21 protein-coding genes and 1 riboswitch are annotated in these 21395 nt (G+C 72.3%); of the genes, 13 read left to right on the forward strand and 8 right to left on the reverse strand.

Annotation, left to right across the window (positions count from 1 at the left end):
• The first annotated feature begins 192 nt into the window (after nucleotides 1-192).
• Nucleotides 193-894 carry an SDR family oxidoreductase gene (locus ACFV2J_RS06560; protein WP_385094666.1) on the forward strand — a complete coding sequence of 234 codons (702 nt, stop codon included), beginning with the start codon at nucleotides 193-195 and terminating at the stop codon, nucleotides 892-894.
• 27 nt (nucleotides 895-921) lie between these two features.
• Here the strand turns inward: ACFV2J_RS06560 and ACFV2J_RS06565 are convergent, their stop codons facing one another.
• Nucleotides 922-2301, reverse strand: a complete 1380-nt coding sequence (locus ACFV2J_RS06565) for a VWA domain-containing protein (protein ID WP_385094669.1) — start codon at nucleotides 2299-2301, stop codon at nucleotides 922-924.
• Nucleotides 2298-3155: an AAA family ATPase gene (locus ACFV2J_RS06570; protein WP_385094677.1), complete on the reverse strand. Its 858-nt coding sequence runs from the start codon at nucleotides 3153-3155 to the stop codon at nucleotides 2298-2300. The genes ACFV2J_RS06565 and ACFV2J_RS06570 overlap by 4 nt, the downstream gene beginning before the upstream one ends.
• 173 nt (nucleotides 3156-3328) lie before the next feature.
• Between ACFV2J_RS06570 and ACFV2J_RS06575 the strand changes: the two genes are divergently transcribed.
• Complete coding sequence (locus ACFV2J_RS06575) at nucleotides 3329-3901, forward strand: TetR/AcrR family transcriptional regulator (protein WP_385094672.1); 573 nt, start codon at nucleotides 3329-3331, stop codon at nucleotides 3899-3901.
• Between the two features lie 279 nt (nucleotides 3902-4180).
• On the opposite strand, the gene ACFV2J_RS06580 is transcribed toward ACFV2J_RS06575, so the two are convergent.
• Complete coding sequence (locus ACFV2J_RS06580) at nucleotides 4181-5365, reverse strand: CaiB/BaiF CoA transferase family protein (protein WP_385094675.1); 1185 nt, start codon at nucleotides 5363-5365, stop codon at nucleotides 4181-4183.
• 222 nt (nucleotides 5366-5587) lie between these two features.
• On the opposite strand from ACFV2J_RS06580, the gene ACFV2J_RS06585 reads away from it, so the two are divergent.
• Nucleotides 5588-6481, forward strand: a complete 894-nt coding sequence (locus ACFV2J_RS06585; RefSeq protein WP_385437543.1) for a helix-turn-helix domain-containing protein — start codon at nucleotides 5588-5590, stop codon at nucleotides 6479-6481.
• A gap of 146 nt (nucleotides 6482-6627) precedes the next feature.
• Entirely contained in the window at nucleotides 6628-7647 is a 1020-nt protein-coding gene (locus ACFV2J_RS06590) for a hypothetical protein (RefSeq protein WP_385096758.1), read from the forward strand.
• Between the two features lie 376 nt (nucleotides 7648-8023).
• Here ACFV2J_RS06590 and ACFV2J_RS06595 read toward each other — a convergent pair whose 3' ends face one another.
• Entirely contained in the window at nucleotides 8024-9313 is a 1290-nt protein-coding gene (locus ACFV2J_RS06595) for a YhgE/Pip domain-containing protein (protein WP_385096755.1), read from the reverse strand.
• 428 nt (nucleotides 9314-9741) lie between these two features.
• Here ACFV2J_RS06595 and ACFV2J_RS06600 point away from each other — a divergent pair, with 428 nt between their 5' ends.
• Complete coding sequence (locus ACFV2J_RS06600) at nucleotides 9742-10536, forward strand: maleylpyruvate isomerase N-terminal domain-containing protein (protein WP_385437546.1); 795 nt, start codon at nucleotides 9742-9744, stop codon at nucleotides 10534-10536.
• Between the two features lie 79 nt (nucleotides 10537-10615).
• Here the strand turns inward: ACFV2J_RS06600 and ACFV2J_RS06605 are convergent, their stop codons facing one another.
• Complete coding sequence (locus ACFV2J_RS06605; RefSeq protein WP_385097301.1) at nucleotides 10616-11116, reverse strand: MarR family winged helix-turn-helix transcriptional regulator; 501 nt, start codon at nucleotides 11114-11116, stop codon at nucleotides 10616-10618.
• A gap of 129 nt (nucleotides 11117-11245) precedes the next feature.
• Between ACFV2J_RS06605 and ACFV2J_RS06610 the strand changes: the two genes are divergently transcribed.
• A complete protein-coding gene (locus ACFV2J_RS06610) occupies nucleotides 11246-11761 on the forward strand; it encodes a YceI family protein (RefSeq protein ID WP_385097304.1) in 516 nt (171 codons plus the stop codon).
• Between the two features lie 105 nt (nucleotides 11762-11866).
• Here ACFV2J_RS06610 and ACFV2J_RS06615 read toward each other — a convergent pair whose 3' ends face one another.
• Both ACFV2J_RS06615 and ACFV2J_RS06620 read right to left on the reverse strand, forming a co-directional pair.
• A complete protein-coding gene (locus ACFV2J_RS06615) occupies nucleotides 11867-12646 on the reverse strand; it encodes a cell envelope biogenesis protein OmpA (RefSeq protein ID WP_385097306.1) in 780 nt (259 codons plus the stop codon).
• Nucleotides 12647-12736: 90 nt separating this feature from the next.
• Complete coding sequence (locus ACFV2J_RS06620) at nucleotides 12737-12811, reverse strand: putative leader peptide (protein ID WP_385097309.1); 75 nt, start codon at nucleotides 12809-12811, stop codon at nucleotides 12737-12739.
• A gap of 36 nt (nucleotides 12812-12847) precedes the next feature.
• Nucleotides 12848-12994: riboswitch (SAM riboswitch) on the reverse strand.
• 598 nt (nucleotides 12995-13592) lie between these two features.
• Here ACFV2J_RS06620 and ACFV2J_RS06625 point away from each other — a divergent pair.
• The 7 genes from ACFV2J_RS06625 (at nucleotide 13593) to ACFV2J_RS06655 (ending at nucleotide 20230) form a co-directional block, all read left to right on the forward strand.
• Nucleotides 13593-14582, forward strand: coding sequence for an amino acid ABC transporter permease (locus ACFV2J_RS06625; RefSeq protein ID WP_385437549.1), 990 nt, complete (start codon nucleotides 13593-13595; stop codon nucleotides 14580-14582).
• Nucleotides 14579-15373, forward strand: coding sequence for an amino acid ABC transporter ATP-binding protein (locus ACFV2J_RS06630; protein ID WP_385084809.1), 795 nt, complete (start codon nucleotides 14579-14581; stop codon nucleotides 15371-15373). The genes ACFV2J_RS06625 and ACFV2J_RS06630 overlap by 4 nt, the downstream gene beginning before the upstream one ends.
• 70 nt (nucleotides 15374-15443) lie before the next feature.
• Nucleotides 15444-16481: an ABC transporter substrate-binding protein gene (locus tag ACFV2J_RS06635; RefSeq protein WP_385084807.1), complete on the forward strand. Its 1038-nt coding sequence runs from the start codon at nucleotides 15444-15446 to the stop codon at nucleotides 16479-16481.
• A gap of 40 nt (nucleotides 16482-16521) precedes the next feature.
• Nucleotides 16522-17277 carry a GNAT family N-acetyltransferase gene (locus ACFV2J_RS06640; RefSeq protein WP_385084805.1) on the forward strand — a complete coding sequence of 252 codons (756 nt, stop codon included), beginning with the start codon at nucleotides 16522-16524 and terminating at the stop codon, nucleotides 17275-17277.
• A gap of 54 nt (nucleotides 17278-17331) precedes the next feature.
• Nucleotides 17332-17457, forward strand: a complete 126-nt coding sequence (locus ACFV2J_RS06645) for a putative leader peptide (RefSeq protein ID WP_385084803.1) — start codon at nucleotides 17332-17334, stop codon at nucleotides 17455-17457.
• A gap of 170 nt (nucleotides 17458-17627) precedes the next feature.
• Nucleotides 17628-18824 (forward strand): LLM class flavin-dependent oxidoreductase, encoded by a 1197-nt coding sequence (locus ACFV2J_RS06650; RefSeq protein ID WP_385084811.1) that lies wholly within the window; start codon nucleotides 17628-17630, stop codon nucleotides 18822-18824.
• A gap of 17 nt (nucleotides 18825-18841) precedes the next feature.
• Nucleotides 18842-20230 (forward strand): NtaA/DmoA family FMN-dependent monooxygenase, encoded by a 1389-nt coding sequence (locus ACFV2J_RS06655; protein WP_385084801.1) that lies wholly within the window; start codon nucleotides 18842-18844, stop codon nucleotides 20228-20230.
• Nucleotides 20231-20260: 30 nt separating this feature from the next.
• Here ACFV2J_RS06655 and ACFV2J_RS06660 read toward each other — a convergent pair whose 3' ends face one another.
• The gene (locus ACFV2J_RS06660; RefSeq protein WP_385084799.1) at nucleotides 20261-21277 is read right to left on the reverse strand and encodes an RNA polymerase sigma factor; all 1017 of its coding nucleotides are present in this window, start codon (nucleotides 21275-21277) and stop codon (nucleotides 20261-20263) included.
• Between the last annotated feature and the right edge of the window lie 118 nt (nucleotides 21278-21395).

A 21395-nucleotide genomic window follows, 5' to 3' on the forward strand; every position in this document is an offset into this window, starting at 1 on the left:
GCCCCCCCCCCCCCCCCCCCGGCCCCCCCCCCCCCCCCCCCCGGACGGGGGGGGGGGGGCGCCCCCCCCCCCCCCGTCGCCGCTTCCGCGGCGGAAGACCGCGTGGCCGTGTCCGGCTTGCCCATGGAAACCGATCGGTTTACTCTGGCCCGGTTAGGTAAACCGATCGGTTTCTCATTTTCGGGAGTTCCCATGACATCCATCGAAGGTTCGGTCGCCCTGGTCACCGGCGGCAGCCGGGGCATCGGCCGTGCGCTCGTCCAGGGCCTGTACGAGCGCGGCGCCAAGAAGGTGTACGCCACCGCACGCGACCCGCGGACCGTCACCCACCCCGACGCGGTGCCGCTGGCCCTGGAGGTGACCGACCCCGCGTCCGTCGCCGCGGCCGCCGAGCAGGCGCAGGACGTCACCCTCCTGATCAACAACGCCGGCGCCTCCGTGAACGCGAACTTCCTGGAGTCCCCCGTCGAGGACGTCCGCCGCGAGTTCGAGACGAACTTCTACGGGCCGCTCCTCGTCACCCGCGCGTTCGTCCCGGTCATCGAGCGCAACGGCGGCGGCCACATCCTCAACGTCCACTCGGTGCTGTCCTGGATCGGCCTCCTGGGCTCCTACAGCGCCTCCAAGGCCGCCTTCTGGTCCCAGACCAACTCCCTGCGCCTGGACCTGAAGCCGCGCGGCATCGAGGTCACCGGACTCCACGTCGGCTATGTCGACACGGACATGGCCGCGCACGTCGACGCACCGAAGTCGTCGCCCGACGCCGTCGCGGCGCAGGCCCTCGACGGCATCGCGTCCGGCGCCTTCGAGGTCCTCGCCGACGACCTCACCCGGCAGGTCAAGGCCCAGCTCTCCGCGGACGTCGCCGCGATGTACCCGCAGCTGCAGGCCTGACCGGGCGGACACGCCCCGGACCGCCGCTCAGACCGGCAGCAGGCGGCCGATCAGGTCGCCGAGCTGCCGGGCGTTGCGGCACTCGTGCATCTCGACGAGTCCGGCGTACTCGGGGGCGGCGGAGTCGCCCGTGCCCCACTGGGACCGCTGCTCGGGGTTCAACCAGTAGACGCGCCGGGCCCGTTCGCACAGGTGCCGTACGGCCGGGAGGTTCGGGTCACCCATGTTCGTACGGGCGTCACCGAGGACGAACACGGTCGAGCGCGACCCCACCGCGTCGGCGTACCGCTCGGTGAACTCGCCGAGGGCGACGCCGTAGTCACTGCTGCCGTGCCAGCCCGTGAGCGTGGCCTCCGCCCGGATCCGGGCACCCAGCCCCTCCGGGTCGGCCGCGCCGTGCACCAGCAGCCCGGTCACCTCGTCGATCCGGTTGACGAAGGCGAACACCCGGACCTTGCTGAACTGGTCGTGCAGCGCCTGCACCAGCAGCATCGTGAAGTCCGAGAAGCCCGACACCGACCCCGACACGTCGCACAGCAGCACCAGTTCGGGCCGGACGGGCCGCCGCCGGCGCAGCACGGGCCGCATCGGCACCCCACCCGTCGACAACGAGGCGCGCAGCGTCCGCCGCAGGTCGATGGAGCCCCGGGCGGCACGACGGCGGCGGGCGGCGAGCCGGGTGGCCAGCTTGCGCGCGAGCGGCTGAACGACCGCGCGCAGCTCAGCGAGCCGGTCCCGGCCCGCGAACAGGAAGTCCACCCGGTCGACCGTCGAGGCCACCGCCCGCCGGGCGATCTCGTCCCTGCCGCGCCGCTCGGCGACCCGGCGCCGCGCCTCGGTGGCGACCAGGGCGCGGAAGGCTTCGATGCGCCGCCGGATCTCGTCCTCCAGCAGCCGGTCGGTGAACCCCGCGGCGCCGGTCCGTGCCCGGACGTCGTCACGGGCGCGCGCCAGCAGGGTCTGCGGCCGCAGCCGGTCGAGCGTCTGGTACGAGGACCAGCCGTCCGAGCCCGGCGAGGAGCCGTATCCGCCGAAGCCGTCCACCGCCTCCACCGCCAGCCGGGCCAGCAGCGCGTCGTCGCCGGCGGCGAGCGCGGCCGCGAGCCGGTCCCGCAGGTCCTCCCGGTCGGCGGCGGGCGCGCCGGCGCCCTCCGCGCCGGTCCCCGGCACCCCGGCGACCCGCGGAAAGTACAGATCGAAGGCCGGATCGAAGACCCGGCGCTGCGCCGTGCTGTGGAGCAGCGCGGCGGCGAGACCCTCGCGCAGCCGTTCCCGGTCCGTGAGGCCGAGCACCTCCATCGCGTGGGCGGCGTCCACCGTCTCGCCGGTACCGATCCGTACGCCGTGCGAGCGCAGCGCGCCGACGAGTTCCGTCAGCCGGCGCGTCACCCCGGCCGGCGCGTTCACATGGCGTCCAGATCGAGCTTGGCGGCCGCCTTGAGCACGTCGTCCTGGTGCTTGAGGAGCACGCCGAGGGTGTCGCGCACGACGGACTCGTCGAGCGTGCCGGCGCCGAGCGCGAGCAGGGTGCGCGCCCAGTCGATGGTCTCGGCGACCGACGGGACCTTCCGCAGATCCATCGCGCGCAGCGCGCCGACCACCCGGACCACCGACCGCGTCAGTGCCTCGTCCAGGCCGGGCACCTTCAGCCGTACGATCCGGCGCTCCAACTCCTCCTCCGGGAAGCCGATGTGGAGGAAGAGGCAGCGGCGGCGCAGCGCCTCGGACAGCTCACGGCTCGCGTTCGAGGTGAGCACCACGAAGGGCCGGCTGGTCGCGGTGATGGTGCCCAACTCGGGGACGGTGACCTGGAAGTCGCTGAGCACCTCGAGGAGCAGGCCCTCCACCTCGACGTCGGCCTTGTCGGTCTCGTCGATCAGCAGCACCTTCGCGCCGTCGCCGCGGATGGCGGTCAACAGCGGCCTGGGCAGCAGGAATTCCTCACTGAAGATGTCCGTGCGGGCCTCGTCCCACGTCTCGTCCCGGCCCGCGCTGATGCGCAGCAGCTGCTTGGCGTGGTTCCACTCGTACAGCGCCCGGGACTCGTCGACCCCCTCGTAGCACTGCAACCGGATCAACCGGGCGCCGGCCACCTGGGCGACGGCCTTGGCGAGTTCCGTCTTGCCGACGCCGGCGGGCCCCTCCACCAGCAGGGGTTTGCCGAGGCGGTCGGCCAGGAAGACGGTGGTGGCGACCGCGGGCGACGCCAGATAGCCGGTCTCGGCGAGGCGCGCGGAGACATCGTCGACGGACGTGAACAGCAACGGGGCCTCCAGTGCGGTGCGGGCGAGGGCGGGCGCACTCTGCGTACGTCACTATCCAAGCGCTTGCTCAGCCATCTGTCACGGGTGCCCCGGCGCATGTGACGACGCCCACTCGCCCCCGGTAGACCGATCGGTTTCCCCGGTGTGTTCCCGCGCGGTAACCTTCCCGTATGGCCACTACAGACAAGGCGTCCACGAGGGACCGGCTGCTGGACGCCGCGGCCGACCTCTTCTACAGCGAGGGCGTCTCCGTGGGCATCGAGGCGCTCTGCAAGACGGCCGGTGTCTCGAAGCGGTCGATGTACCAGCTCTTCGCCGGCAAGGACGAGGTCCTGGCGGCGAGTCTCGAACGCCGGATCCCCCTCCACGAGGAGCAGCTCTCGCCCGCCTCGGCGGCCGACGGGACGCCCCGTGAGCGGATCCTGCGCGTCTTCGAGCGGATGGAGTACCTGTCCAGGCGCCCCGAGTACCGCGGCTGCCCCTTCCTGGCCGCGCTGGTCGAACTGAAGGACCCCGAGCACCCGGCGAGCGTGGTCGCCGGCACGGCCAAGGGGCGCCTCCAGGAGATGTTCCGCGCCGAGGCCGAGCTGGGGGGCGCGCGTGACGCGGCGTTCCTCGCCCGGCAGTTGATGCTGGTCTTCGACGGAGCGAGCGCCCGCGCCGGGTCCCGTATCGAGACCCTGGACGACGGCCTGACCACGACGACCGTGACCCTGCTGCTGGACGCGGCGGGCGTCGCCTGACCGTCGACGGGTCGCCCGGCGGGGCGGTACGGGTGGTCGGGGTGCCGACCGCGCCCGACGCGTTCCACGGCGCCCGAAGGACCTCCACGGTGACCTGCGTGGCGGCGACCGGCGGGGCGGGGACCTGCGGGGCGGCGACGACGCCGGATCGCCGAGCGCGGTCGGTGGGGATTCCCTCGTAGCGCCCCCCGTGCCGCCTCGGTGACGACGGGGCTGTCGGGCGGGGGGACCTCCCCGGTGTCCCCGGTGTCCCCCTGTTCCCGGTGTCCCTCCGGTGGTTCAGACGACGCCGTCGGCCCGCAGGGCGGCGATGTCGGCCGCGCTCAGCCCCAGCGAGGCAAGGATCTCCTCGGTGTGCTCGCCGAGGGCGGGCACGGCCTCCATACGGGGATCGACTCCGGCGAGGTCCACGGGCGGCAGGAGCGCGGGCACCACGGCACCGGGCACCGGCACGTCGCGCCAGCGGCCCCGTTCCCGGAGAACCGGGTGGGCGAGGAACTCCTCGACGGTGTTGACGCCGGCGTTGGCGATGCCCGCCGCGTCCAGCAGCTCGCGCACCTCCCGGCTGTCCAGTGCGCGGAACCGCTCGGCCACGATCGCGTCGAGCGCGTCACGGTGGGCCACCCGGTCCGGACCGGTCGCGAAACGCGGGTCGTCGACGAGGTCCGGACGCTCCAGGAACCGCTCGCACAGCGAGGCCCACTCGCGCTCGTTCTGGATGGAGAGGAGCACGTCCTTGCCGTCGGCCGCCGGGAACGCGCCGTAGGGGGCGATGGTGGCGTGCCGGGTGCCGATGCGCGGCGGCTGGGTGCCACCGTGCCGGGTGTACAGGGCGGGCTGGCCCATCCACTCGGCCAGCGCCTCGAAGAGGGAGACCTCCACGGCGCGGGCGACTCCCTGGGTGGCACGGGTGAACAGGGCGGTGAGGACGCCCGAGTAGGCGTACATGCCCGCGGCGATGTCGGCGACCGACACCCCGGCCCGGGCGGCACCGTGTTCGTTCCCCGTCAGCGAGACCAGGCCCGTCTGGCACTGGACGAGCAGGTCGTACGCCTTGCGGTCCGCCCACGGCCCGTCGGAGCCGTAACCCGTCACGGTGCACGGGATCAGTGACGGGTGCCGCCCTTGCAGCGACGCGGCGTCGAGGCCGAGCCGGGCGGCCGAGCCGGGTGCGAGGTTCTGTACGAACACGTCGGCGCCGGCGAGCAGTTGCTCCAGGACGGCCCGTCCCTGGGCCGCCTTCAGGTCCAGGGTCAGTGACTCCTTGGAGCGGTTGAGCCAGACGAAATAACTGGACTCGCCGTGCACGGTGGTGTCGTACCGGCGGGCGAAGTCCCCCTCTCCCGGGCGTTCCACCTTGATCACCCGAGCACCGAGGTCGGCCAGTTGACGGGTCGCGAAGGGCGCCGCCACCGCCTGCTCGACACTGACGACGGTGATGCCGGCGAGCGGAAGCTCGGTCATCGGACGGACCTCCAGAGAGCGGGCGCGGAGAACGCGGCGACGCGGGTCATGCTGCCATCCTGGGCACGTGCACGGCGCCGGCGCGGACACCGGGACGCGACGACCGCACGTCGACGCCGTCGCCGACGCGGGGGCCACGCCTCACCGGCTCCGGTTCCGGTCCGCCCGGGTATCCCGGACAGGGTGTGGTCCACCGGGGCGGGGGCGTCCAATACTCGGGGCATGGACGGAAAACGACAGCTCGGTGAGTTCCTGCGGGCGCGCCGCTCCCAGGTGCGGCCCGAGGACGTCGACCTGGTGACCTACGGCGATCAGCGCCGGGTGCCCGGTCTGCGGCGCGAGGAACTTGCCCTGCTGGCGGGTGTCAGCCAGTCGTACTACGCACGGCTGGAGCAGGGACAGTCCAACGCCTCCCCGGAGGTCCTGGAGGCGATCGCCCAGGCGCTGCGGCTGGGCGAGACCGAACGCCGGCACCTGCTCGAACTGGCCGCCGGCGCCCGGCGCCGGACCCGCACGCGCCGGGCCGCGCCGGAACGGGTGTCACCGGCCCTCGCACAACTGACGGCCGCGCTGGACGACGTACCCGTCGTGGTGCTGGGGCGGCGCAGCGACGTCCTGGCCTGGAACCGCGCCGGTCACGCGCTGTACGCCGGCCACCTCGACCCGGAGGGACCGGACCGGCCGGGGGAGCGGCCGAACATGGCGCGCCTGGTGTTCCTCGACGACCACACCCGCGATCTCTACGTGGACTGGTCGGCCAAGGCCAGAGCCGTGGTCGGCGCGCTGCGGCTGGCGTCCGGCCGGTTCCCCGACGACCCGGCGCTCGCCTCGCTCGTCGGTGAACTGACGCTCGGCAGCCCGGAGTTCGCCTCCATGTGGGCGGACCACCGGGTCAAGAGCGGTGAGGCGATCGGCTACGGCATGCGGCATCCGCTGGTGGGCGCCATGCAGGTCGTCCAGCAGACGCTGCACGCCGAGGACGGCCTGAGCGTCGTCGTCGCGACCACCGAGGCGGACTCGCCGTCACGTGCCGCCATGACACTCCTCGTGCACAGCGCCGGGACCGGCCGGCACGGCACGCGACCGGTCCGGTCCCCGGAGCACACCACGGCGTAGATCGCGCCTTCCCCCTTCCGGGAACCCGGGCGTCCGCAGCTCCCGGCGCCCGGCAGCGCGGGCACGTCCACCTTCCGTCCCTGTCCACCCGTACCGCGCACGCGATGCCGTGCGCCCGAAAACCGTTGTGAAGGAAGCAGAAGGACATGAGAAACAAACTCGCCGTACTCGCCTGTGCCGTCGCCCTCGCCGTGACGACCGCGGTCACGGCCGGCACGGAGTTCTCCGCCTCGGCCGCGACGGGCCCGGCCGGGACGGGGCCGGTCGCGGCACCCCGTATCGCCGCCCACTTCGACCTGGCCCGGGGGCAGATGCCGGAGAACATCGCCCTGGAGCCCGACGGCACGGCCGACGTCACCTTCGCGGCCGCCCGCCAGGTCGCCGCCGTCGGCCCGACCGGCGCGATCCGGGTCCTGGCCACCCTGCCGGCACCGGCCGACGGCGGCGTCCACACCCCGGCGCTCGGCTTCGCCCTGACCACGGGCATCGTCCGGGCCCACGACGGCACGCTGTACTTCCTGTACGCGAGCGGGACCCCGGACCTGACCGGCGTGTGGCGGCTGCGTCCGGGCGGCACCCCGCGCCGCGTCGCGGCACTCCCCGCCGACGGCCTGCCCAACGGACTGGTCCTGGACGAGCACCACCACAGGCTCTATGTCGCCGACTCCGTACGGGGGGAGATCCTCACCGTGCCGACCGCGGGCGGTGACCCCGCCACCTGGTCCGCCGCTCCCGAGCTCACCGCGACCGGCTTCCTCGGCGTCAACGGCCTGAAGATCCACCGCGGCGCGCTGTGGGCCACCAACCTCGACCGCGGCACCGTCCTGCGCATTCCGTTCGGACCCGGGGGCCGGCCAGGACCGGTCCGCACCACGGCGACGGGTCTGGCCGGTATCGACGACTTCGCCTTCACCGGCCGCGGCGACGAGATCCTGGCGGCGCTCGACGGCCCCGGCAAGGTCGTACGCATCCGGCGCGACGGCACCTCCTCGACCGTCCTCACCGCCGCGGACGGACTGCAGAACCCGACCTCGGTCGCGCTGCGCCACGGCACCCTCTACGTCCTCAGCGCCGCGTACACGACGGGCACGGACCCCAACCTCCTGCTCGCCCCCGTACCGGGTCGCGAGGCGGGCAGCGGGGGCACGTCGCGCGGCCGCCGATGAGAGGGGCGGGTGCCGGGGGCCGGGACGACCGGCCCCGGCGTCCGCCGCCTGGGGGCTGCCGCCTGGGGCCCGCCGCTTTCGGCCCGGACGGCCTCGTCCCCGAACGCCGGAGGGGTTGAACGCCGGAGGGGTTGAACGACATGCCCTCGGCCGGAGCCGTCAGCTCGTGCCCTCATCCCCGGATCGCGCCTCTGTCTCCAGCGCGGGCCCGCGTTCCCAGCCCGTCCGGCGCGTAGGGACGAGCCCTTCGGGCGATGCGGGGGTCCAGGGGGCGCAGCCTCTTGGCGACGTACGCACCTGAACACAGCGCTCGTCGTCCTGGTGGCCCGTGGCGGGCCTGTCCGGCTCTGGCCGTGGTCCGCCCCCGCGGGCCCGCTCAGGCCGGCTGCGGGGTCAGGCGGTGCAGCCCCTTGCGGTCGTAGTAGCGGGTCATCGCCAGGCCGAAGAGCAGGGCGACGCCCGTGCCGATCGCGATCATGAGCCAGGCGCGGGCGAGACCGGCGTCGGCGCGCGCGTCGAAGTAGAGGATGGCGCGGACACCACCGCTGAGCTGGCGCATCGGTTCGAAGACGCTCAAGAAGCGGTAGAAGCCCGGGACGGCCTCCAGCGGGACGGTCGATCCGGAGGAGGGCAGACCGAGCACGATGAACACGAACATGGACACCAGCTGGCCGATCCCGCCGAAGGCCGCGTTGATGGCCTGGACGCCCAGGCCGACCGCGACGCTCGCGCAGTAGGAGTAGATCCACAGCAGCGGCAGATGGGAGGCGTCCATGCCGAGGATCGCGATGGTGGCGACCATCACCAGCGTGGTGGTCAGGACGGAGACACCGGCGGTCATGCCCATCTTCAGCAGCAGCGTCTGGGTACGGCTGACGGGCACGGTGGGGCGGCGGGTGTGCCAGGGACCGATCTCGTTGTCGGCGTAACCGAGCGCGGTGTCCACGCCGTTGTTGATGACGTTCGCGCCCAGGAACCCGGCCAGGACCAGCAGCAGTGTGTAGTAGAACGCGGTCAGACCCAGACCGCTGTGCTCACCGACGGGGTGGCCGACCCGGGTGATGACCGTCACCGGGTCGGCCAGCAGCAGACGGGTCGTGGAGTCGGTCCGCGCGGCGGCGGGGGAGGCCGTGAGCTGCTTGCCGACCGTCGACGAGGCCTGCTGGGCGGTCTGCTGGGCGATCCGGCTCGCCAGTGAGGAGCCGAGACTGCCCAGGCCCGGGTTGGTAAGCACCGTCAGGGTCGGCCGGGTCGTCGCGTCCGACGTGGTGAGCGCGGTGACGGAGGCCGTGAAGTCGGCGGGGACGACCAAGGCTCCGAAGATCTTGCCGGAGGTGAGTCCGTCCTGGAGCTGCGCGGGCGTGAGCCGTTGCCAGCGGGCTTTGCCGGAGGTGTCGGCGACGACCGCGCGGGTGAGCTGTGCTCCCAGGTTCGTCGTCTGCCCGGGCAGGGGCGAGCCCTGGTCGGTGTCGACGATGCCGATGGGCAGGTCCCGCAGGGCCCCGTTCGGATTGACGATGCCGCCCATGTAGAGGAGGGCCAGCAGCAGCGCGAGCAGCCCGCTCAGCACGGTCGGCAGCAGCCACAGCCGGGGGCGTCGCAGGAGCGTGGTCGCGCCGGCCGGGGCCGGGGCGTGGTCGGGAGCGGGCGTGCCGTCGGCGGCCATGGTCCTCCGTGGGTCGGGGGCGGCGAGGGGAGGAGGGACGGGACCCGGTGGGGGCGCCCGCAGGGCCAGGATGCTCGGCGCGGGGGCAGCGTGTTCAGCGACTCGCCGGGCACGGGTGCGGGTGTGGCTGCGGCTGCGACGAGCGCAAGGGGCGCGGGGCGCGGGGCGAGGTGTGAGGGGGCGAGCGGCGGAGCCCCGCGCGCCCCGCCCGTCGCCGTCGGTCACGTGGGAGCGGCAGCCGCCCGGCTGGACGGCGCGCGGACGGCCACCCCGGCAATGGCCGCCCCGGGATCGGCCGACCCGGGATCGGCCGACCCGGGATCGGTCGCCCCGGGATCGGTCGACGTCCGTTCACCCCCACGTCTTTGATACCGCGACCGTCCTGGGTACGGTTCCCGCACCAACCCACCCCTCCCCGGAGTCGAGACATGACCGACCGTGCCGACCAGACCATCGCCGCCCTGCGCGGCGGACACGACTACCTGACCTCCGTGGTGCACGGGCTCGCCACCGCCGACCTGACCCGGCGTTCGGGCGCGTCGGAGTGGGACGTGTCCCAGGTCCTCAGCCACCTGGGCAGCGGGGCGGAGATAGGCCACGCCTCGCTGGAGGGCGCGCTGAACGGCACCGGACCCAGGGACGGCGACTTCAACAAGTCGGTGTGGGCGCGCTGGGACGCGATGTCCCCCTCCGAGCGCGCCGAGGGCTTCGTGACCGCCGACGAGCGGCTCGTGCGCCGTTACGAGGAGCTGGACGCGCGGACCCGGCAGGAACTCCGTGTGCAGCTCGGCTTCCTGCCGGCGCCCGTGGACGTCGCGACGGTCGCGGGTCTGCGGCTCAGCGAGTTCACCCACCACACCTGGGACGTCGAGGTGGCCTTCGATCCCACGGCGGTGCTGCTGCCGGTGGCGACCGAGCCGCTGCTCGCCCAGGCCGGCCTGCTCATCGGGTTTCTCGGGAAGGCCGACGCCCTCGGCGGGCGCCACGCCCGTGTCGCGGTGCGGACGGTTTCTCCCGTGCGTTCGTTCGGGCTCGACCTGGGTGACTCGGTCGCGCTGGTCGACGAGCCCGCCGAACCCGACGCCGTACTGAGCGCTCCGGCCGAGTGGTGGCTGCGGCTCGTCACCGGCCGTCACGCCCCCGCCCACACCCCGGCCGGGGTGGACCTGAAGGGCGACGCCCTCACACTGGACGACCTGCGACGCGTCTTCCCCGGCTTCTGACCTGCGAGGTCTTCGCGGGGCGGCCCCTCAGTCGGCCTTCGGGGCCGCCCCGCTCACGGTCCTCCCGCGCCGCCCCGCCTCACGACCCGTCGCCGGGGGCCTCGGCGGGCGGCAGCAGGTCGTGCAGCTGCTCGTACCGCTGCGCGCAGGCCGTTCGGGCGATGGCCTGTGAGACGGCGTCGGCCAGCGGCCGCGAGGACTCGCGCAGCAGGGTGCGCGCCTTGTCCGTGAGCGCCACCTCGATACCCCGCTTGTCCCCGCACGCCGAGCGCCGCGTGATCAGCCCCGCGTGCTGCAGACAGGCCACCTGATAGGTCAGCCGCGTCTTGGGCCGGCCCAGCAGCTCGGCGATCTGTGTCATGCGCAGACTGGAGCCGGGCTGGTCGGCCAGCAGGCACAGGACCAGGAACTCGTCGTGCGAGACGCCGAGGGCGTCCTTGACGCGAGCGCGCAACTGCTGCTCGATCGCTCCGGCCGCCGCCAGCAGCCGCATCCACGACCGCAGTTCGGTCGGCAGCAGGCCGTCGTCGCAGCCCGACTCGTGTTCGGGCAGGTCAGCGGGGGCGAGGAAGTCGGCCATGGTGTCACAGTCTACCGGTTGTCCAAATTTGAAGAACGGGCTAGCCTGTGATCGTCCAAATTTGGATGACTCATGGTTGTCCCACGGCCCGTGCCTCACCCCTCACCGTTTACCGTCTGGAGAACTCTCATGACCGTCGCCGTCGAAACCGGCCTGTGGCAGCTCGACCCCGCCCGCACCAGCGTCTCCCTCCGGCACAAGACGATGTGGGGTCTGGTCACGGTGAAGGGCGTCTTCGCCACGGTCGCCGGGGAGGGCGAGGTGCAGGCCGACGGGACCGCCCGCGGCACCGTCACCCTGGATGTGGCGTCCCTCGACACCAAGAACGGCAAGCGGGACAAGCACCTCCGCTCGGCGGACCTCTTCGACGCGGAACGGCACCCCACGATCACCTTCGCGGTGGACAACGCCGTGGTCGCTCAGGACGACACCGTCGAGGTCACCGGCCGGCTGACCGTGCGCGGCATCACCAAGCCGCAGCCCGTCGTCGCCCGGGTCACCGCGGCGAGCGCCGAAGACGTCACCCTCGCCGCGGAGTTCACCGTGGACCGCGACCAGTTCGACATGGGCTGGAACCAGATGGGCATGCTCCGCGGCCTGGCCACCGTCGTCAGCACACTGGTCTTCACCCGCGTCAAGGGCTGAGCCGCCGGATCACCGGGCGGCGGCGAACGGCCTCCGCCCGGCCGCGGGCCGGTCGCCGCGGCCCCGGGCGGCTGCGGAGCAGGTCGTCCGGGAGGCGACGGCCCGTCAGATTCGGTGCACCGCCTCGTGGAAGGCCGGATGGGCGCCCAACCGTCCGACGTAGTCCCGCAGACGGCCGTACGGGAAGAGGGCGTCCTCCGCGCCGAGATGGGTGAGGGCCACCCACAGGTCGACGTCGCCGGCCGTCAACTCGTCGCTCAACGCATGCGTGCGCGAACCGAGTTGCCGGTCCAGCGCGTCGAGCGCGGCGGACCGCGCCGTGGACCCGGCGGCCGGAGCGAGGTTCCGGTCCAGGAAGACGCGGAGGGTGTCGATGTCCGCGGCGAGGGACGGCGGGTGGAGCCGGGGGAGTCCGTTGCCGTCGCGGCAGCCCGGAAGTTCGCCGAGGTCGCGCAGGATGTCGGGGGTGTGATTGCTGACGACACGCCCGCTCCAGCGGTCGCACAGCGCCGGCGCGGTGAGCGGACCGTCGTAGTGGTGCCAGGTGGCCTCGTACGCTGCCCGCAGCGCGGCGCAGGCGTCCGGCGTCCCGGAGGGGCCCGTCAGCAGCGTGCTGGTGACCGAGTCGCGCAGCCCCAGCAGGCCGAGGGTGATCGAGATGCGCAGCGAGCGCGGACAGCCCTCGGAGAGGTACAGCTGATAGCGGTGCGGTGCGGGATAGAAGCCGCCGGCCGGACCGACACCGATGCGACTGCGGATGCGGTGTCCACGCGAGGGGGCCGCACCCCGGGGGGTCGCGGAGACAAGCGCCCCCGCGGCGGGCGAGGCCGAGGCGCAGTGGTGGGAGGTGACGGCGGTCGGACTGAGCGAGACTGTCTCGAGCATGACTCTCCAGGGGACGGCGAAGCCCCGCCACCCGGGGGCGGCAGCGGCGGAAACGGAGTGACTGCGCTGACGTACCGTCCGGAGAGTGGACTAGTAGGCGCTGGAGACCCGCAGCAGATCGATGTGCAGGCGCCTGGTCAGACCGCTCGTGCCCGTTCCGGTCATTCCCGTCGCTCCCGTGTCCGGGGCTCGCGAGAGGCGAGACCACGCTTGCCCCGCCGCTCCGGCGGGACCCGGTCGTCACCCGGGGCACCCCGTCGCGGTGGAAGGGTTGCCTGTCAGCGGGCCGGGGCCGATCAACCGCTCCGCACGGAAGGAACCGTGCGAAGGGCGCTGACAATCGTGACCGTCCCCGTCAGTCTCGGTCCGCTCCGTGGGCTCGTCAAGAAGGCGCCCTCGCGGTCTCACCACGTGGTCATCCGGGCTGCCGAGCGTTGACATCCGTTCGGGGCCGTGCCTAACTTACGCCGCATCGGACCGGAACAACTCCGGTCGACACAAGGCCCCACGGGCCGGAACGGTGACGGTGACCGCGATGTACGCAGCCCAGGGGAAGACCGCCTCGCGGTCCCACGGCCGCGACCGCGTGCTCATGAACCGTCGCCCCGCGGGGTACCTCGCCGACGGCGGCAGCGCCCGTACGGCACGGTGTTGTCCCGCTCCCGGCGCCCGCTGTCTCTGTCAGGGCTGACGTACCCCCCTCGCTGACCGCCGGTCGCTGAACCCCGGTCGCCGAACTCCCGGTCCCCGCACCCCCGGTCCCTGATCCCTGGTGTCCGATCCCGGGGTCCGTGATCTCCGGCCCACCGTGTGCCGCCGTCGAACCGGCGGAGTTCCGGTGGTCTCCCCCTTCTCGTCCCCGCATCGGGTTCGTTCCCCCGTGCGCGTGCCCGTCGTCTCGTCGTACGGGCCGCGCCGGGGGAGTCCGAGCCGCCTGGAGCCCTCCATGAGTGAATCCCTCGGCTCCGCCGTGCCGTTGGGCACGGCGGAACCACCTCCCGCTCCCGTGGCCGAACCGAGGCCGTACGCGGCGCAGCGGGTGCTGCCGCTGCGCCGGCCCGGCCGCTGGATCGTCTCGGCGATCGTGCTGGTCGTGGTCGCCCAGGTCGTCCACGGCCTGGCCACCAACCCGTTCTTCCAGTGGGACAGGTTCCAGTACTGGTTCCTGCGTCCCACGATCCTCGACGGCCTGCTCATCACCCTCGAAGTGACCCTCTACAGCGCCGTGTCGGGACTGCTCGGCGGCATCCTGCTGGCACTCGCACGGCTCTCCCGGAGTCCGGTGCTGCGCGCCGTGAGCTGGGTCTACATCTGGTTGTTCCGGTCGGTGCCGCTGATCGTCGTCCTGCTCTTCCTCTACAACTTCTCCGCGCTCTACCGGACGCTGAGCCTCGGCGTGCCGTTCGGCCCCGCCTTCCTCACGTTCGACGAGTCCCGGCTCGCCACCGACATGGTCGTCGCGGTCGTCGGACTGAGCCTCAACGAAGCGGCGTACGCGGCCGAAGTGGTACGCGGAGGCATCCTCTCCGTCGACCAGGGCCAGCACGAGGCGGCCTCCGCGCTCGGTCTGCCGAAGGGCTACCAGTTCACGAGGATCGTGTTCCCGCAGGCCCTGCGCTCCATCACCCCCAACTACGTCAACCAGTTGATCGGCCTGATCAAGGGCACCTCGCTGGTCTTCTACGTCTCCCTGCTCGACCTGTTCGGCTCGGTGCAGAGCATGGGCAGCACCTACCCAGGCGACATCGTTCCGCTGCTGCTGGTCGCCACCGTCTGGTACCTGATCCTCACGAGCGTCGTGTCGGTCGTCCAGTTCTACGTCGAGCGGTACTACTCGCGGGGCGCGCTGCGCACCCTCCCGCCCACCCCGGTGCAGAAGCTCCGCACCGGTCTGCGTGACCTGCGGGACCGTGTCCGGAAGGAGGCGGCCCTGTGACCGCCGAGGTGACGCAGAAGTCCGACGTCCGGCCCGCGGCGGTCGAGGTCCATGACGTGCACAAGTGGTACGGGGCCCAACGCGTCCTGGACGGGGTGGAGTTGACCGTCCGGCCCGGTGAGGTCACCGTCGTTCTCGGACCGTCCGGCTCCGGCAAGTCCACGCTCCTCAGGGTGATCAACCACCTGGAGAAGCCCGAGATCGGCCATGTCAGCCTCAACGGAGAGCCGATCGGCGTACGACGGCACGGCGGGCGGCTCAAGGAACTGAGCGAGCGGGCCATCCTCGCCCAGCGCAGCCGGATCGGCTTCGTCTTCCAGAACTTCAACCTGTTCCCGCACCTGACGGTGCTCGACAACGTGGCGGCCGCGCCCGTCGCCACCGGCCGGCTGAGCAGGCCCGAAGCGCGGGAACTGGCGCGCACCCTGCTGGGCCGGGTCGGGCTCGCCGACAGAACCGCCGCCTTTCCACGGCAGTTGTCGGGCGGCCAGCAGCAGAGGGTGGCCATCGCCCGCGCCCTCGCGCTGCGGCCCGGGGTCATCCTCTTCGACGAACCCACCTCCGCCCTCGACCCCGAACTGGTCGGTGAGGTCCTCGCCGTCATCAAGGACCTGGCCACCAGCGGCACCACCCTGCTCATCGTCACCCACGAGATCGGCTTCGCCCGCGAGGTCGCCGACCGGGTGGTCTTCATGGACGCCGGCCGGATCGTCGAACAGGGGCCGCCCGACCAGGTACTGGACCACCCGGCCCACGAGCGGACCAGGGACTTCCTGAGCAAGGTGCTCTGATCCCGCCCCCGGGCCCCGCTCACCCGCCCCTCCGCACCACGCCCTCACCGCACACCTGACAAGGACGACCATGCGCACCCGTACCCGTAGTCGCACCCTCCGTGCCGGATTCCTCCGCGGCCTGACCATGTCCGTCGCCGTCGCCGCCCTCGCCACCGGGCTCGCCGCGTGCGGGGGCGAGAGCGACGCCGCCACCACGACCGGCGACGCGGCTCCCGGCACCGTCACCCTGGGCGCGCTGTCCAACGGCGCCGCACAGCGGACCGACCTCAAGGTGCCCGAGGTCAAGTCCATCAGCGCCGAACTGCCCAAGTCGGTGGCCAGGAGCGGAAAGCTGGTCATCGGAGTCGGTGCGCTGCCCGCCGGATTCCCCCCGCTGGCGTACGTGGGGCAGGACCAGAAGACCCTCACCGGCGCCGAACCCGACCTCGGCCGGCTGGTCGCCGCGGTCCTCGGTCTGAAGCCGGAGGTCAAGAACTCGACCTGGGAGAACCTTTTCGTCGGCATCGACAGCGGCAAGGTCGACATCGCCTTCTCGAACGTCACCGACACCGAGGAACGCAAGAAGAAGTACGAGTTCGCCTCCTACCGGCAGGACAACCTCGCCTTCGAGGTGCGCAAGAAGAGCACCTGGAACTTCGGCGGGGACTACCGGAACCTGGCCGGCCGGACCGTCGCGGTGAGCGCCGGGACCAACCAGGAGAAGATCCTGCTGGAGTGGAAGGCGAAGCTGGCGAAGGAGGGCAGCAAGCTCACCGTCAAGTACTACCAGGACAACAACGCCACGGCCCTCGCGCTGTCCAGCGGGAAGATCGACGCCTCCTTCGGGCCCAACCCCGGTATCGCGTACCACATCACCCAGACGGCGAAGTCTCCCGAACCGACCCGCAACGCGGGCACGTTCTCCGGGGCCGGCACGACGCTCCAGGGGCTGATCGCCGCCACCGCGAAGAAGGACAGCGGGCTGGCCGCGCCGGTCGCCGACGCCATCAACCACCTGATCAAGAACGGTCAGTACGCCAAGTGGCTCGCCGCGTGGAACCTCTCCAACGAGGCCGTCGACACCTCCCGGGTCAACCCGCCGGGGCTGCCGCTCGACAACTCCTGACCCGCCGCTCCCCGCACCGCCACGGAGACACGACACCCTCATGGCATCCCCCGCCCGGCCGGCCCCGTCCCGGGACCCGGTCGCACCACACCTCCTCGACAACGCCGCGTGGGCCGCGCTGACCGGCCCGCACGCCCCCTTCGCCGAGCGCCTCGGACGCGCCGCCCGCTACCCCGTCGACGTCTCCCCGTTCACCGCCCTCGCCGACCCCGCCGACCCGCGCGCCTGGACGGACCTGGCCACGCTCGTCGGCCCGGGAGCCGTCACCCCCGTGACAGGCGCCGGGTCCGCCCCCGACGGCTGGCGGACCGTCCGCAGCGGCCAAGGGGTCCAACTGGTCGACACCGGGCTGCGCGCCGAACCCGCACCCGACGCGGTGCGCCTCGGGCCCGACGACGTGCCGGAGATCCTGGACCTGATCGCCCTGACCCAGCCCGGCCCCTTCCTCCCGCGCACCATCGCGCTCGGCACCTACCTCGGCATCCGCCACCGCGGCCGCCTGATCGCCATGGCCGGCGAACGCCTGCGCCCGCCCGGCTGGACGGAGATCAGCGCCGTCTGCACCGCCCCCGACCACCGGGGAAAGGGCCTGGCCACCCGGCTGGTCCGAGCGGTCGCGGCCGGCATCAGGAAGCGCGGGGACACCCCGTTCCTCCACGCCGCCGCCACGAACACCGGCGCGATCCGGCTCTACGAGTCGATCGGTTTCACCCCGCGCCGCCGCACGGACTTCCTCCTGGTCCGAACTCCGGGCGCCGGGCCGGAACAGACGGCGCGGGCGGTCCGTTGTGCTTGAGAGGACACCACGAAGCCGGCGCGCCCCCGGGCCCGCCGCGAGGGAAGGGCGGAGGTGACGGACGTGCCGACCGCCGTCGGACTGCGCGTCATGGCGATCACCCCGCGCCGCCGTGTCCATCTCCACTCCCGGCCGCACATCGATCTGCAGCGCGTGGCCGGCGCGCTCTGTCGTCCCTGACCTGTCACCCCGTCGCCGCCGCCCTCCGCACCGGAGGGCGGGAGCCCCCTACGGTCGATCAGGAAGGCACCCCTTTCGTGTCCTCGTCATCACCCTCCCCGCTGCCCGCCTCCGCCCCTTCTCCCTCTTCCTCCTCGTCCCCCTCGGCATCCTCTTCTTCCTCCGACGCCCTGCACCTCGCCGTCGCGCTCGACGGCGCAGGCTGGCATCCGGCCGCCTGGCGCGAGCCGGTGTCCCGCCCCCGCGAGCTGCTCACCGCCGCGTACTGGACGGACCTGATTACCGAGGCCGAGCGCGGCCTGCTCGACCTCGTGACCATCGAGGACGCGCTCGGACTCCAGTCCTCACAGGTCACCGGCCCCGACGGCCGCACGGACCAGGTACGCGGACGACTGGACGCCGTCCTGATCGCCGCCCGGGTCGCCCCGCTCACCAGCCACATAGGACTGGTGCCGACCGTGGTGGCCACCCACACGGAGCCGTTCCATGTCTCCAAGGCGATCGCCACCCTCGACTATGTGAGCACCGGGCGTGCCGGCGTACGGGTGCAGGTGTCACCGCGCCAGAACGAGGCCGCGCACTTCGGCCGCCGCGAGTTCCCCCCGTTCCGCCTGGAGGACCTGGACAGCCCCACCCTGCGGGATCTGACCGTCGACCTCTTCGACGAGGCGGCCGATCACGTCGAAGCGGTGCGCAGGCTCTGGGACAGCTGGGAGGACGACGCGGAGATCCGGGACGTCGCCACCGGTCGCTTCGTCGACCGCGACAAGCTGCACTACGTCGACTTCCAGGGCAGGCACTTCAGCGTCAAGGGCCCCTCGATCACCCCCCGGCCGCCGCAGGGACAACCCCCTGTCAGCGCCCTCGCGCACGCTTCGGTGACCGGCGCGCCCTTCCGTCTGCTCGGCCGCTCCACCGACATCGGATACGTCACTCCCCACGACGCCGGCCAGGCGCGCACGATCGTCGCCGCGGTCCGCGCCGAACAGGACGCGGCCGGGCGCTCCGGCGAACCCCTGCACCTCTTCGGCGACCTGGTGGTGTTCCTGGACGAAGATCCCGCCGCCGCGGCGGCCCGCCGTGAACGGCTCGACGCCCTCGCCGGCCACCCGTACACCAGTGACGCACGGATCTTCACCGGCACCCCCGCACAACTCGCCGACCTGCTACAGGAGTTGCAAGCGGCCGGACTGTCCGGCTTCCGGCTGCGCCCGGCCGTCGCCGGACACGACCTGCCGGCGATCACCCGCGGCCTGGTCCCCGAACTCCAGCGCCGCGGCGTCTTCCGGCAGTCGTACGAGGCCGACACCCTGCGCGGGCTGCTCGGACTCTCCCGCCCGACCAACCGCTACGCCGCCACCGCCTGAGCCGGAGGGACCCACTCATGAGCACGTCACAGGACAAGCCGCTCAAGCAGATCCACCTCGCGGCGCACTTCCCCGGCGTCAACAACACCACCGTCTGGAGCGACCCGGAGGCCGGCAGTCACATCGAGTTCAGCTCGTTCGCGCACTTCGCGCGGACCGCCGAACGCGCCAGGTTCGACTTCCTCTTCCTCGCCGAAGGCCTGCGTCTGCGCGAACAGGGCGGCCAGATCTACGACTTGGACGTCGTCGGACGCCCCGACACCTTCACCGTGCTGACCGCGCTCGCCGCCGTCACCGAACACCTGGGCCTGACCGGGACCATCAACTCCACCTTCAACGAGCCCTATGAGGTCGCCCGGCAGTTCGCCAGCCTCGACCACCTCTCCGGCGGACGCGCCGCCTGGAACGTCGTCACCTCCTGGGACGCCTTCACCGGCGAGAACTTCCGCCGTGGCGGATTCCTCCCGCAGGAGGAGCGCTACTCCCGGGCCAAGGAGTTCCTGGCCACCGCGAACGAACTCTTCGACTCCTGGCACGGGGACGAGATCGTCGCCGACCAGGAGAGCGGAACCTTCCTGCGCGACGCGAAGGCCGGAGCCTTCGTGCACCAGGGCCGGCACTTCGACATCCAGGGGCAGTTCAACGTCCCGCGCAGTCCCCAGGGCCGGCCCGTCGTCTTCCAGGCCGGGGACTCCGAGGAGGGCCGCGAGTTCGCCGCCGCGGACGCCGACGCGATCTTCAGCCGGTACGCCACCCTCAAGGAGGGCCAGGCCTTCTACACGGACGTCAAACGCCGGCTCGCCCGCTACGGCCGCACCCGCGACCAGTTGCTGATCCTGCCCGCCGCGACCTTCGTCCTCGGGGACACGGACGCCGAGGCGGAGGAACTCTCCCGCGAGGTACGCCGCCGGCAGGTCAGCGGCGCCACGGCGATCAAGCACCTGGAGTTCGTCTGGAACCGTGACCTGTCCGCGTACGACCCGGACGGACCGCTGCCCGACATCGACCCCGACCTCGGCGAGCACACCATCGCCCGTGGCCGCGCCCAGGTGCGCATGTACCGGGACCCGCTGGCCACCGCCCGGGAGTGGCGGGAACGGGCGGCCGCCAACAAGTGGTCGATCCGGGACCTGGTCATCGAGACCGGCAACCGGCAGGCGTTCGTCGGCTCCCCGGCCACCGTCGCCGAGACGATCGACGCCTTCGTCCAGGCCGACGCCTCCGACGGCTTCATCCTCGTCCCGCACCTCACGCCCGGCGGCCTCGACGCCTTCGCCGACACCGTGGTCCCGCTGCTCCAGGAGCGCGGCGTGTTCCGTACGGAGTACGAGGGCACGACCCTCCGCGACCACCTGGGCCTCGCCCATCCCGACGCCGAGCCGGCGGCCGACCGGGCGGCGTCGTGAAATCCGACGGGCAGGAGGTCCGCGCGGCGGTCAGCTGACGTCGAGGTAGTCCCTCAGGGCCTCGGAACGTGAGGGGTGACGCAGCTTGGACATCGTCTTGGACTCGATCTGGCGGATGCGCTCGCGTGTCACCCCGTACACCTGCCCTATCTCCTCCAGCGTCCGGGCCTGTCCGTCCATGAGGCCGTAGCGCAGCGAGATGATCCCGGCCTCGCGCGCGGTCATGTTCGCCAGCACGGCCTGGATGGCGTCCTTGAGGAGGATGAAGGTGACCATGTCCGCCGGGGAGATGGTCTCGCTGTCCTCCAGCACGTCCCCCAGTTCGGTGCCGCCCTCCTCGCCGAGGGGGGTGTGCAGGGAGACCGGCTCCTTGGTGTAGTTCTCGATCTCGGTGATCTTCTCCACGGGCACGTCCAGTCTCCTCGCCAGTTCCTCCTGGGTCGGATCGGCGCCCGTGTCCTGGATGATCTCCCGGCGGACCTTGGCCATCCTGTTGATGACCTCCACCATGTGGACCGGAATGCGGATGGTCCGGCTCTGGTCCGCCAGGGCCCGTGAGATCGCCTGCCGGATCCACCAGGTCGCATAGGTCGAGAACTTGAACCCTCTCGCGTAGTCGAACTTCTCCACCGCGCGGATCAGACCCGTGTTGCCCTCCTGCACCAGATCCAGGAAGAGCATCCCGCGCCTGCTGTAGCGCTTGGCGATGGAGACCACGAGACGCAGGTTCGCCTCGACGAGATGGGACTTCGCCCGGTGTCCGTCCGCGGCCAGGATCTCCAGCTCCCGCCGGAACTCCGGGTCGATGCCCGGCTCCTCCTGGAGCCTGCGCTCGGCGAACAGGCCCGCCTCGATCCGCTTCGCCAGATCCACCTCCTGCGCGGCGCCGAGCAGGGGGACCCGGGCGATCTGCTTGAGGTAGTCGCGCACCTGGTCGACCGAGGCACCGGAAGAGGTGAGCCGGGGGCCCGGGGCGTCGTCGTCCTCGTCCGCGGCAGCGACGGGCCGGGGCGGCTCCTGCTCCCACGCCTGGGAGTCCGTCTCCATGGCCCTCAACTCCTGTCCGGAAGCGGTCGGAGGAACTGCCCGGCGCGGGACTGCGGCTGGGTGGCGTACGTCGTCGTGGTGCAGACCGTGACCGGCTCGTCGAGGACAGGGAGCGTCG

This window comes from Streptomyces sp. NPDC059668 (assembly GCF_042734135.1).
In the GTDB taxonomy this organism is placed as follows: Bacteria; Actinomycetota; Actinomycetes; order Streptomycetales; family Streptomycetaceae; genus Streptomyces.

Excerpts from the sequence above, each read along its gene's own strand:
- ACFV2J_RS06660 (WP_385084799.1), bottom strand. The coding sequence starts at position 21,277 with ATGGAGACGGACTCCCAGGCGTGGGAGCAGGAGCCGCCCCGGCCCGTC.
- ACFV2J_RS06580 (WP_385094675.1), bottom strand. The coding sequence starts at position 5,365 with ATGACCGAGCTTCCGCTCGCCGGCATCACCGTCGTCAGTGTCGAGCAG.
- ACFV2J_RS06575 (WP_385094672.1), top strand. The coding sequence starts at position 3,329 with ATGGCCACTACAGACAAGGCGTCCACGAGGGACCGGCTGCTGGACGCC.
- ACFV2J_RS06610 (WP_385097304.1), top strand. The coding sequence starts at position 11,246 with ATGACCGTCGCCGTCGAAACCGGCCTGTGGCAGCTCGACCCCGCCCGC.
- ACFV2J_RS06590 (WP_385096758.1), top strand. The coding sequence starts at position 6,628 with ATGAGAAACAAACTCGCCGTACTCGCCTGTGCCGTCGCCCTCGCCGTG.
- ACFV2J_RS06600 (WP_385437546.1), top strand. The coding sequence starts at position 9,742 with ATGACCGACCGTGCCGACCAGACCATCGCCGCCCTGCGCGGCGGACAC.
- ACFV2J_RS06585 (WP_385437543.1), top strand. The coding sequence starts at position 5,588 with ATGGACGGAAAACGACAGCTCGGTGAGTTCCTGCGGGCGCGCCGCTCC.
- ACFV2J_RS06655 (WP_385084801.1), top strand. The coding sequence starts at position 18,842 with ATGAGCACGTCACAGGACAAGCCGCTCAAGCAGATCCACCTCGCGGCG.
- ACFV2J_RS06615 (WP_385097306.1), bottom strand. The coding sequence starts at position 12,646 with ATGCTCGAGACAGTCTCGCTCAGTCCGACCGCCGTCACCTCCCACCAC.
- ACFV2J_RS06625 (WP_385437549.1), top strand. The coding sequence starts at position 13,593 with ATGAGTGAATCCCTCGGCTCCGCCGTGCCGTTGGGCACGGCGGAACCA.
- ACFV2J_RS06605 (WP_385097301.1), bottom strand. The coding sequence starts at position 11,116 with ATGGCCGACTTCCTCGCCCCCGCTGACCTGCCCGAACACGAGTCGGGC.
- ACFV2J_RS06640 (WP_385084805.1), top strand. The coding sequence starts at position 16,522 with ATGGCATCCCCCGCCCGGCCGGCCCCGTCCCGGGACCCGGTCGCACCA.
- ACFV2J_RS06560 (WP_385094666.1), top strand. The coding sequence starts at position 193 with ATGACATCCATCGAAGGTTCGGTCGCCCTGGTCACCGGCGGCAGCCGG.
- ACFV2J_RS06635 (WP_385084807.1), top strand. The coding sequence starts at position 15,444 with ATGCGCACCCGTACCCGTAGTCGCACCCTCCGTGCCGGATTCCTCCGC.
- ACFV2J_RS06595 (WP_385096755.1), bottom strand. The coding sequence starts at position 9,313 with ATGGCCGCCGACGGCACGCCCGCTCCCGACCACGCCCCGGCCCCGGCC.